Origin of the sequence: Streptomyces sp. URMC 123 (genome assembly GCF_051386515.1) — a bacterium.
Taxonomy (GTDB): domain Bacteria; phylum Actinomycetota; class Actinomycetes; order Streptomycetales; family Streptomycetaceae; genus Streptomyces.
On sequence record NZ_JBPQTV010000239.1, the window covers coordinates 1 to 9,933 of the forward strand.

Consider the following 9,933-nt stretch of genomic DNA (forward strand, 5'->3'; position numbering starts at 1 on the left):
GCCCCGGCCCGCTCGCGCGGCCCGCGCGACCCGCGGTCGGCGCCTCCCCCGCCCCACGCGGCCAACCGGTTGACAGGTCTAAACCAATCCTCCGGAGACCCTTGTCACATGGCCCGGTGGCCTGATGAGCTATGCCGCGGGAAGCAAGCGCACCCTGGGAAAAAGGGAGATGTCGTGAGCAACGAAAGCCTGGCCAACCTCCTCAAGGAGGAGCGGAGGTTCGCGCCGTCCTCCGAGCTGGCCGCACAGGCCAACGTCACCGCGGAGGCGTACGAGCGGGCCGAGGCCGACCGGCTGGGCTTCTGGGCCGAGCAGGCCCGTCGGCTGACCTGGAGCACCGAACCCACCGAGACGCTCGACTGGTCCAACCCGCCCTTCGCGAAGTGGTTCGCGGACGGCAGGCTGAACGTCGCGTACAACTGCGTGGACCGCCACGTGGAGAACGGCCTGGGCGACCGGGTGGCCCTCCACTTCGAGGGCGAGCCGGGCGACTCCCGCTCCCTCACCTACGCGGAGCTGCAGCGCGAGGTGTGCAAGGCGGCCAACGCCCTCACCGAACTGGGCGTCCGGGCCGGCGACCGGGTCGCGGTCTACATGCCGATGATCCCCGAGACCGTGGTGGCGATGCTGGCCTGCGCCCGGATCGGCGCCCCGCACTCGGTGGTCTTCGGCGGCTTCTCGGCCGACGCGCTGGCCACCCGCATCCAGGACGCCGACGCCCGCGTGGTCATCACCGCCGACGGCGGCTACCGCCGGGGCGAGCCGGGCGCCCTCAAGCCGGCCGTCGACGAGGCGCTGACCCGCCCCGGCACGGAGAACGTCCGCCATGTGCTGGTGGTGCGGCGCACCGGCCAGGAGACCGGCTGGACCGAGGGGCGCGACATCTGGTGGCACGAGCTGGTGGAGCGCCAGTCCGACCGGCACACCCCGGAGGCGTTCGAGGCCGAGCACCCGCTGTTCATCCTCTACACCTCCGGCACCACCGGTAAGCCCAAGGGCATCCTGCACACCTCCGGCGGCTATCTCACCCAGGTGGCGTACACCCACCACGCCGTCTTCGACCTCAAGCCGGAGAGCGATGTCTACTGGTGCACCGCCGACGTCGGCTGGGTGACCGGGCACTCCTACATCGTCTACGGCCCGCTGGCCAACGGCGCCACCCAGGTGCTCTACGAGGGCACGCCGAACACCCCGCACCAGGGCCGCTGGTGGGAGATCGTGCAGAAGTACGGGGTCACGATCCTCTACACCGCCCCCACCGCGATTCGCGCCTGCATGAAGTGGGGCGACGACATCCCGGCCAAGTACGACCTGAGCAGCCTGCGGATTCTCGGCTCGGTGGGCGAGCCGATCAACCCGGAGGCGTGGGTCTGGTACCGCAAGCACATCGGGGGCGACCGGGTCCCGGTGGTGGACACCTGGTGGCAGACCGAGACCGGCGCGATGATGATCAGCCCGCTGCCGGGGGTGACGGAGACCAAGCCCGGCTCCGCCCAGGTGCCGCTGCCGGGCATCAGGGCGACCGTCGTGGACGACGACGCCAACGAGGTCCCCCACGGCTCCGGCGGCTATCTGGTGCTGACCGAGCCGTGGCCGTCGATGCTGCGCACCATCTGGGGCGACGACCAGCGCTACCGCGACACCTACTGGTCGCGGTTCGAGGGCAAGTACTTCGCGGGCGACGGCGCGAAGAAGGACGAGGACGGCGACATCTGGCTGCTCGGCCGGGTGGACGACGTCATGCTGGTCTCCGGCCACAACATCTCGACCACCGAGGTGGAGTCGGCGCTCGTCTCCCACCCCAAGGTGGCCGAGGCCGCCGTCGTCGGGGCGACGGACGCCCAGACCACCCAGGCCATCTGCGCCTTTGTGATCCTGCGCGGCACCGCGACCGAGGGCGAGGACCTCACCGAGGAGCTCCGCGCCCATGTGGCCAGGACCCTCGGCCCGATCGCCAAGCCGCGGCGCATCCTGGCGGTGGCCGAGCTGCCCAAGACGCGCTCCGGCAAGATCATGCGCCGGCTGCTGCGCGATGTCGCGGAGAACCGCACGCTGGGGGACGTCACCACCCTGACCGACTCCTCGGTCATGGATCTCATCCAGAGCAGGCTGCCTGCCGCCTCCAGCGAGGACTGACCGCGCCGCGAGGGGCGCGGAGCGGCCGCCTCCGGCGCCGAAGCGGCCGAAGCGGCAGGTCAGAGGCGTGTGCCTGAAGGGGCGCCGGGAAGTCTGGTCGGCACACAGCACACGTGTGTGTCCGTCTCGTCCGACCTGGAGGTCTTCTCGCCGTGGCAGCGCCCCAGACCCGTAAGTTCCTCGGCCGTCTCTCGCTCCCCGAGCGCACCTTCATCGCGAACGCGTTGCGGGCGGAAACCGTCGGCGGGGTGCTGTTGCTGGTGGCCGCGGTCGCCGCGCTGCTCTTCGCGAACACCCCGCTCAAGGACGCGTACGCCTCCCTGCGGGACTTCTCCTTCGGCCCCGAGTCGCTCCATCTGCATCTGTCGGTCGCGTCCTGGGCCAAGGACGGGCTGCTCACCGTCTTCTTCTTCGTCGCCGGCATCGAGCTCAAGCGCGAGCTGGTGGCCGGCGAGCTGCGCGACCCCAAGGCGGCGGCGCTGCCGGTGATCGCGGCCGTCTGCGGCATGGCGGTGCCGGCGCTCTGCTACGTGATCGTCAACGCGAGCGGCGGGGGCGACCTCAGCGGCTGGGCGGTGCCGACGGCCACGGACATCGCGTTCGCGCTCGCCGTCCTCGCGGTCATCGGCACCTCGCTGCCCTCCGCCCTGCGGGCGTTCCTGCTCACCCTCGCCGTCGTCGACGACCTCTTCGCGATCCTGATCATCGCCGTCTTCTTCACGACCGCGATCAATTTCATGGCGCTGGGACTGTCCTTCGCGGGCCTGGCGGTCTTCTGGCTGCTGCACCGCAAGGGCATTCGCGGCTGGTACGTCCACCTGCCGCTCGCGGTGGTCATCTGGGCGCTGATGCACGCCAGCGGGGTGCATGCCACGGTCGCCGGCGTGGCCATGGGTCTGATGCTGCGCTGCACCGTGCGCGACGGTGAGCGGCACTCCCCCGCCGAGCACATCGAGCACCTGGTGCGGCCGCTGTCGGCCGGGCTGGCCGTGCCGCTGTTCGCCTTCTTCGCGGCCGGGGTGACGGTGTCCGGCGGCGCCCTCGGCGATGTGTTCACCCGGCCCGAGCCGCTGGGCGTGGTGCTCGGGCTGGTGTTGGGCAAGACGGTCGGGGTCTTCGGCGGCTCCTGGCTCGCCGCCCGCTTCACCCGGGCCGAGCTCAACGAGGACCTGGAGTGGGCCGACGTCTTCGCGGTCGCCTCGCTCGCGGGGATCGGCTTCACGGTGTCCCTGCTCATCGGCGAGCTGGCCTTCCCCGAGGACCCCGCGCTCGCCGACGAGGTCAAGGCCGCGGTGCTCGTGGGCTCCCTGATAGCGGCGGTGCTCGCGGCGACGCTGCTGAAGATACGGGACGTGAAGTACCGCCGACTGGTCGCCGAGGAGGAGCGGGACGACGACCACGACGGCATCCCGGACATCTACGAGCTGGACAATCCGGAGTACCACCTGCGGATGGCCGCGATCCTGGAGGCCAAGGCGGCGGAACACCGGCGACGGGCCGAGGTGGCGGGCGGCGGCAGCGGGAAGGATGACAGTCCGGCATGATCTGGAGGCATCCGGCCGAATCGAGATGAGGGATGAAGCGATGAGCGCAGTCGAACAGGACGGCGGCCAGGACGGCGGTCGCAGCCTCGGCCAGTTGGTCGCCTCGGCGACCGCCGAGCTGTCCGCTCTGGTGCACGACGAGATCGCGTTGGCGAAGGCCGAGCTGCGGCAGGACGTCAAGCGGGCCGGCATCGGCGGCGGTGCCATCACCGCGGCGGGGGTGCTGGCGCTGTTCGCGCTCCCGGTGCTGAGCTTTGCGGCCGCATATGGAATCCACAACCTCGGGCTCGGCCTGGCCTGGTCGTTCCTGATCGTGGGCGGCGCGCATCTGGTGCTCGCGGCGCTGCTCGGGCTCTTCGCCGTCGCGAAGTTCAAGAAGGTGAAGAAGCCGGAGAAGTCCATCGCCTCGGCGAAGCGGACGGCGGCCGTGCTGTCGACCGTCAAGCCGCATCCGCGCCGCACCACGGACGGGGAGCCCGGCACGGTCGCGAGCGGCGCCATGGCGGGCGCCGATGTGACACGCTCTTCGGTATGACGGCCGACACCCCCGCAGCGTCCGCGCCCCCTCCCTCCGGCCCCGCGGACTCCGGCCCCGCGGACCCCGGCGCCACCCCGGCCCTCCCCGGGCCCACGGCGGGAAACGGGGCCGGGAACGCCGCGGGGAACGGGAACGCCGCGGGGAACGGGAGCGCCGCGGGGAACGGGGACGCCGTACGGATCGAGGGCCCCTGGACCCATCGGGACGTCGCCGCGAACGGAGCCCGCTTCCACATCGCGGAATGCGGTGACGGCCCCCTGGTGCTGCTGCTGCACGGCTTCCCGCAGTTCTGGTGGACCTGGCGCCACCAGCTCACCGCGCTGGCCGACGCGGGCTTCCGGGCGGTCGCGATGGATCTGCGCGGGGTGGGCGGCAGCGACCGTACGCCGCGGGGTTACGACCCGGCCAATCTCGCCCTGGACGTCACCGGGGTGATCCGCTCGCTGGGCGAGCCCGATGCCGCGCTCGTCGGGCACGACCTGGGCGGATATCTGGCCTGGACGGCCGCCGTCATGCGGCCGAAGCTGGTGCGGCGGCTGGCGGTCTCGGCCATGCCGCACCCCCGGCGGTGGCGCTCGGCCATGCTCACCGACCCCCGGCAGAGCACCGCGGGCTCCCACATCTGGGGGTTCCAGCGGCCCTGGCTGCCCGAGCGGCAGCTCGTCGCGGAGGACGCGGCGCTGGTCGGCCGGCTGATCCGGGACTGGTCCGGCCCCCGGCTGCCCGACGACGAGGCGGTGGACACCTACCGCCGGGCGATGTCCATCCCGTCCACCGCGCACTGCTCGATCGAGCCGTACCGGTGGATGGTGCGGTCCCTGGCCCGCCCCGACGGCGTGCAGTTCTACCGGCGCATGAAGCGGCCGGTGCGGGTGCCGACGCTGCATCTGCACGGCTCCCTCGACCCGGTGCTGCGCACCCGCAGCGCGGCGGGCTCGGGGGAGTACGTGGAGGCGCCGTACCGCTGGCGGCTCTTCGACGGCCTCGGGCACTTCCCGCACGAGGAGGACCCGGTGGCGTTCACGAACGAGCTGGTCAACTGGCTGAAGGACCCCGAGCCCGACCGCTGAGCGGGGACCCGCCCCCGGGTGCGCCGACCGTACGGGGCCGGGGCGGGGCCGGTGGGCGACCTCATGGCCCGGCGGGCGACCTCATGACGGGGTCATGACCAGGTGGCCGGTTGCCGCCCGCATAGTCCGATTGGCCGCGCCGGAGGCGGTTACCGACCTTGGGGCCCGGGCAGAGTCCGGGGTATGGGTTGGACGCACGACTACCGTGACGCGGCGCACGACGGCAGCGCATCCATGGCACTGACGGCCCCGGAGCGGGCCCCTGCCCGAGGACAGGCTCCGGGAGGCCGCGATCCGCGGCTCGGTATTCCCCGCATTCTGCGCCGCCGGGCCCGCTGGGTCTCGGCCCGGCTGCGCCACAGCCACATCCGCGTCTAGACGGCCGCGCCCGCGCCCGGGCGCTCAGGACCGCGGGGCCCAGGCGCTCAGGAACGCGCAACCCGGGCGCTCACGAACACGCGGCCCGGGCGACCACACGGCACCAGCACTCAGAGCGCGCAGCCCTGCGTGTTCACCGGCCCCTGCGCCGAGCGCCCCCGGACGATGTCCTCGCGCACCTCGTCCGCGGTCAGCGCGTACCCGGTGTTGGCGTCGTCGAGCGACTTGGCGAAGACCACGCCGTACACCTGGCCGTCCGCGGTGAGCAGCGGGCCGCCGGAGTTGCCCTGCCGGACCGTGGCGAAGAGCGAGTAGACATCGCGGCGCACCGTGCCCCGGTGGTAGATGTCCGGGCCGTTCGCCTGAATCCTCCCCCGCACGCGGGCGGCCCGGACGTCGAACGCCCCGTTCTCGGGGAAGCCGGCGACGATCGCGTCGTCACCGCTGCGCGCGTCGCCCTCGGCGAACGGCAGCGCCGGGGCCTTGAGCGCGGGCACGTCGAGCACGGCGATGTCGCGCTCCCAGTCGTAGAGGACCACGGTCGCGTCGTACCGCCGGCCCTCGCCGCCCACCTGCACGGTGGGCTCGTCCACGCCGCCCACCACGTGCGCGTTGGTCATCACCCGGTTGGGCGCGAAGACGAAGCCGGTGCCCTCCAGGACCTTTCCGCAGGACGGCGCGGTTCCCACGACCTTCACCACGCTGCCCTGGGCGCGCGCCACCACCGGGCTGCCCGCCAGCCGCGGGTCCGGCGGCGGCACCGAGGTGATCGGCTCGTTGGAGAACGGGCTGAAGACCTGCGGGAAGCCGTTCTGCGCCAGCACGGAGGTGAAGTCGGCGAACCAGGTGTTCGCCTGTTCGGGCATCACCCGGGAGACGCCCAGCAGCACCTTGGAGTTGCGGACCTCCTTGCCGAGCGTCGGCAGCGAGGTGCCCGCGAGCGCGGACCCGATCAGCCAGGCGACCAGCAGCATCGCCACGACGTTGACCAGCGCGCCGCCGGTCGCGTCCAGGGCGCGCGCCGGTGACCAGGTGATGTGCCGGCGCAGCTTGTTGCCCAGATGGGTGGTGAACGCCTGGCCCACGGAGGCGCACACGATGACCACGATCACCGCCGCCACCGCCGCGCCGGTGCCCGGCCTGGCGTTGTCGGTGACCTGACCCCAGATCACCGGCAGCAGATAGACGGCGATCAGACCGCCGCCGATGAAGCCGATCACCGACAGGATGCCGACGACGAAGCCCTGGCGGTATCCGACCACGGCGAACCACACGGCCGCGACCAGCAGCAAGATGTCCAGCACATTCACCGGGACACCGTCTCATGCGCGCCAGTCGAGCGGGACGCGCTTCTCGCGGTCCCACGGGCGTTCCCATCCCGCGAAGTGGAGTATCCGGTCGATGACTCCCGCGGTGAACCCCCAGACCAACGCGTCGCAGACGAGGAACGCGGGGCCGAGGAAACCGCTGGGGTGCACGGCGGTGGCGCGGTGGTCGGGGTTGGTGAGATCCGCCACGGGGACGGTGAACACCCGTGCGGTTTCCGCCTCGTCCACCGGGCCGACCGGGCTGGGCTCGCGCCACCAGCCGAGCACCGGGGTGACCACGAAGCCGCTCACCGGGATGTAGAGCCGGGGCAGCACGCCGAAGAGCTGCACCCCCGAGGGGTCCAGCCCGGTCTCCTCCTCGGCCTCGCGCAGCGCGGCGCGCAGCGGGCCGTCCCCCTGGGGGTCGCCGTCCTCCGGGTCGAGGGCGCCGCCGGGGAAGGAGGGCTGGCCGGGGTGGGAGCGCAGCGAGCCGGCCCGCTCCATCAGCAGCAGCTCCGGCCCCGAGGGGCCCTCGCCGAAGAGGATCAGCACGGCGGACTGGCGGCCGCCGGTCTCTGGCGGCAGAAAACGGCTGAGCTGCCGCGGCTCGACGGTGTCGGCCGCGTGGGCCACGGGGTGGAGCCACTCCGGCAGGCCGTCCCGGTGGACGGCCGGCGCGGCGGGCCGTCCACCCGCCGCCCCGCGCGCCCGCTCGCTCATCGCCCCCCTGCCGCTCACGCCGCCCCCAGCGGGGGCGCGGGCCGGCCGGGATAGTCGGGCGGCGGGCTCAGCCGCTGGCCCGGCAGCCCGGCGAGCTCGTACTTCAGCAGCTTGCGCGCCTTCTCCGGGTCCGTCTCCCCCTCCCCGTACGAGGGGCACAGCGGCGCCAGCGGGCACGCGCCGCACGCGGGCTTGCGGGAGTGGCAGACCCGGCGGCCGTGAAAGATGATCCGGTGCGAGAGCATCGTCCACTCGCTCTTGGGAAAGAGATCGCAGACGACGGCCTCGACCTTCTCCGGGTCCTCCTCGGCCGTCCACTTCCAGCGGCGCACGAGCCGGCCGAAGTGGGTGTCGACGGTGATCCCGGGGACGCCGAAGGCGTTGCCCAACACGACATTGGCGGTCTTGCGGCCGACCCCGGGGAGGGTGACCAGATCCTCCAGCCGGCCGGGCACCTCGCCGCCGAAGCGGTCGCGCAGCGCGGTGGACAGGCCGATCAGCGACTTGGCCTTGGCCCGGAAGAAGCCGGTGGGGCGGATGATCTGCTCCAGCTCCTCGGGGTTGGCCTCGGCCATGTCCTCCGGTGTCGGATAGACGGTGAAGAGATCGGGAGTGGTCTGGTTGACCCGCAGATCGGTGGTCTGGGCGGAGAGAACGGTGGCGACCAGGAGCTCGAAGGGGTTCCGGAAATCGAGCTCGGGATGCGCGTAGGGGTAGAGCTCCGCCAGCTCGCGGTTGATCCGGCGGGCGCGGCGCACGAGTGCGAGGCGGGACTCCGGGGCCGCCGGCTTCGCCGGGGAGCCGCCACGCGGGGCATTCGCCGCTTTTGTGGTCTTTTTCTTCTTCGCGGGCTGCTGTTCGCCCACAGCGGAATTCCGCGCCGCGGTCACTCTTCCGGCCCCCTTGCCCTGTGCTCTCACCGGCGTATTGGACACCCGGCCAGCGTACGGCCCGGCGCCGACATCCGCCTCGGGCGTGGCGATCCGCACCCCAATCGGACCCCTGCCGTACGGTCCGGGACGACAGTCCGGCAAACTTGTGATTGATCGCACTGTTTGGCCCGTCCGGCATCATGGGGACCGACGAAACCCTGAGCATGTCGACAAGGAGAGATCTCGTGGACGACGTTCTGCGGCGCGCCCCGCTCTTCGCGGCGCTCGATGATGAGCAGGCCGCTGAGCTGCGCGCCTCGATGGGCGAGGTCACCCTCGCGAGGGGCGACGCCCTGTTCCACGAGGGTGACCCCGGTGACCGCCTCTATGTGGTGACCGAGGGCAAGGTGAAGCTGCACCGCACCTCTCCCGACGGCCGCGAGAACATGCTGGCGGTGCTCGGCCCCGGCGAGCTGATCGGCGAGCTCTCGCTCTTCGACCCCGGGCCGCGGACGGCCACGGCCACCGCGCTCACCGAGGTCAAGCTGCTCGGCCTCGGCCACGGCGACCTCCAGCCCTGGCTGAACGCGCGCCCCGAGGTCGCCACGGCGCTGCTGCGGGCGGTCGCCCGCCGGCTGCGCCGCACCAATGACTCGATGTCCGACCTGGTCTTCTCCGACGTTCCGGGGCGGGTGGCCAAGGCGCTGCTCGACCTCTCGCGCCGCTTCGGCGTGCAGTCGGAGGAGGGCATTCACGTCGTCCACGACCTGACGCAGGAAGAGCTGGCGCAGCTCGTCGGCGCGTCGCGGGAGACGGTCAACAAGGCGCTGGCGGACTTCGCGGGCCGCGGGTGGCTGCGGCTGGAGGCGCGTGCGGTGATTTTGCTCGACGTGGAGCGGTTGGCCAAGCGGTCGCGCTGACGCGCGGTCGTCTCTCGACCTGGGGTTGCGCTCCCCTGCGCGTGGTTTTTCGCGTTTTTCGCGCCAAAGAAAAGGGGCCCCGCCTGACGGCGGGGCCCCTTTTCTTTTTGTTGTCTGTACGCCGTGCGCCCGCCCGCGGGCCCTACAGCGCTACCGCGCAGCCGGCCCGCCCGGCGGGCGCACGGCGGCTCGCGCCGCGGGATTGCCTGCCGGTTCGCGCCACGCGGCGCATGCGGGCCCGTGGCCCGGGCTGCGCTCGCCGGCGCGGTGGCGCCCGTCCGTACGGTCCCCCGGGCGCAACGCGCCGGGTCACTACGGCTCCGGCCCCCGCCGTACGGTCCGGGCGGGGGCTGTACAGGCCGCGGCTTACGGTGCGGGGTTGCCGGCCACCCTGCCGTGGGTCGCCGGGGCGCTCGCCGCGGCGGGCGCGCTCACGCGGGTCATGGCC

The 9,933-nt window shown here is 72.5% G+C and carries 9 protein-coding genes; 6 read left to right on the plus strand and 3 right to left on the minus strand.

Annotated features, from left to right (window positions below; translation table 11 throughout):
• Positions 1-174 precede the first annotated feature (174 nt).
• The 5 genes from acs (at position 175) to ACSNOD_RS23135 (ending at position 5,666) form a co-directional block, all read left to right on the plus strand.
• The gene (gene acs / locus ACSNOD_RS23115) at positions 175-2,136 is read left to right on the plus strand and encodes an acetate--CoA ligase (RefSeq protein ID WP_436768943.1); all 1,962 of its coding nucleotides are present in this window, start codon (positions 175-177) and stop codon (positions 2,134-2,136) included.
• 152 nt (positions 2,137-2,288) lie between these two features.
• Positions 2,289-3,680: a Na+/H+ antiporter NhaA gene (gene nhaA / locus ACSNOD_RS23120; protein WP_436768944.1), complete on the plus strand. Its 1,392-nt coding sequence runs from the start codon at positions 2,289-2,291 to the stop codon at positions 3,678-3,680.
• 40 nt (positions 3,681-3,720) lie between these two features.
• Positions 3,721-4,215 carry a phage holin family protein gene (locus ACSNOD_RS23125; RefSeq protein ID WP_436768945.1) on the plus strand — a complete coding sequence of 165 codons (495 nt, stop codon included), beginning with the start codon at positions 3,721-3,723 and terminating at the stop codon, positions 4,213-4,215.
• Positions 4,212-5,288: an alpha/beta fold hydrolase gene (locus ACSNOD_RS23130; RefSeq protein WP_436768946.1), complete on the plus strand. Its 1,077-nt coding sequence runs from the start codon at positions 4,212-4,214 to the stop codon at positions 5,286-5,288. Before ACSNOD_RS23125 ends, ACSNOD_RS23130 begins: the two co-directional genes overlap by 4 nt.
• Positions 5,289-5,471: 183 nt before the next feature.
• Positions 5,472-5,666 carry a hypothetical protein gene (locus ACSNOD_RS23135; protein WP_436768947.1) on the plus strand — a complete coding sequence of 65 codons (195 nt, stop codon included), beginning with the start codon at positions 5,472-5,474 and terminating at the stop codon, positions 5,664-5,666.
• Between the two features lie 110 nt (positions 5,667-5,776).
• Here the strand turns inward: ACSNOD_RS23135 and ACSNOD_RS23140 are convergent, their stop codons facing one another.
• From ACSNOD_RS23140 to nth, 3 genes are read right to left on the minus strand one after another with little or no spacing between them, the layout of a single operon-like run.
• Positions 5,777-6,976, minus strand: coding sequence for a MarP family serine protease (locus tag ACSNOD_RS23140; RefSeq protein WP_436768948.1), 1,200 nt, complete (start codon positions 6,974-6,976; stop codon positions 5,777-5,779).
• 12 nt (positions 6,977-6,988) lie between these two features.
• Positions 6,989-7,693, minus strand: a complete 705-nt coding sequence (locus ACSNOD_RS23145; RefSeq protein ID WP_436768949.1) for an NUDIX hydrolase — start codon at positions 7,691-7,693, stop codon at positions 6,989-6,991.
• A 14-nt stretch (positions 7,694-7,707) separates the two neighbouring features.
• The gene (gene nth / locus ACSNOD_RS23150) at positions 7,708-8,559 is read right to left on the minus strand and encodes an endonuclease III (protein ID WP_436768950.1); all 852 of its coding nucleotides are present in this window, start codon (positions 8,557-8,559) and stop codon (positions 7,708-7,710) included.
• Between the two features lie 251 nt (positions 8,560-8,810).
• Here nth and ACSNOD_RS23155 point away from each other — a divergent pair, with 251 nt between their 5' ends.
• On the plus strand, positions 8,811-9,485 hold the full coding sequence (locus tag ACSNOD_RS23155) for a Crp/Fnr family transcriptional regulator (RefSeq protein ID WP_004939715.1): 675 nt from the start codon (positions 8,811-8,813) through the stop codon (positions 9,483-9,485).
• Positions 9,486-9,933: the final 448 nt, after the last annotated feature.

What these genes read in the sequence shown, in the direction of transcription:
- ACSNOD_RS23135 (WP_436768947.1), top strand. Translation starts at nt 5,472, where the DNA reads ATGGGTTGGACGCACGACTACCGTGACGCGGCGCACGACGGCAGCGCA.
- ACSNOD_RS23130 (WP_436768946.1), top strand. Translation starts at nt 4,212, where the DNA reads ATGACGGCCGACACCCCCGCAGCGTCCGCGCCCCCTCCCTCCGGCCCC.
- ACSNOD_RS23125 (WP_436768945.1), top strand. Translation starts at nt 3,721, where the DNA reads ATGAGCGCAGTCGAACAGGACGGCGGCCAGGACGGCGGTCGCAGCCTC.
- ACSNOD_RS23145 (WP_436768949.1), bottom strand. Translation starts at nt 7,693, where the DNA reads ATGAGCGAGCGGGCGCGCGGGGCGGCGGGTGGACGGCCCGCCGCGCCG.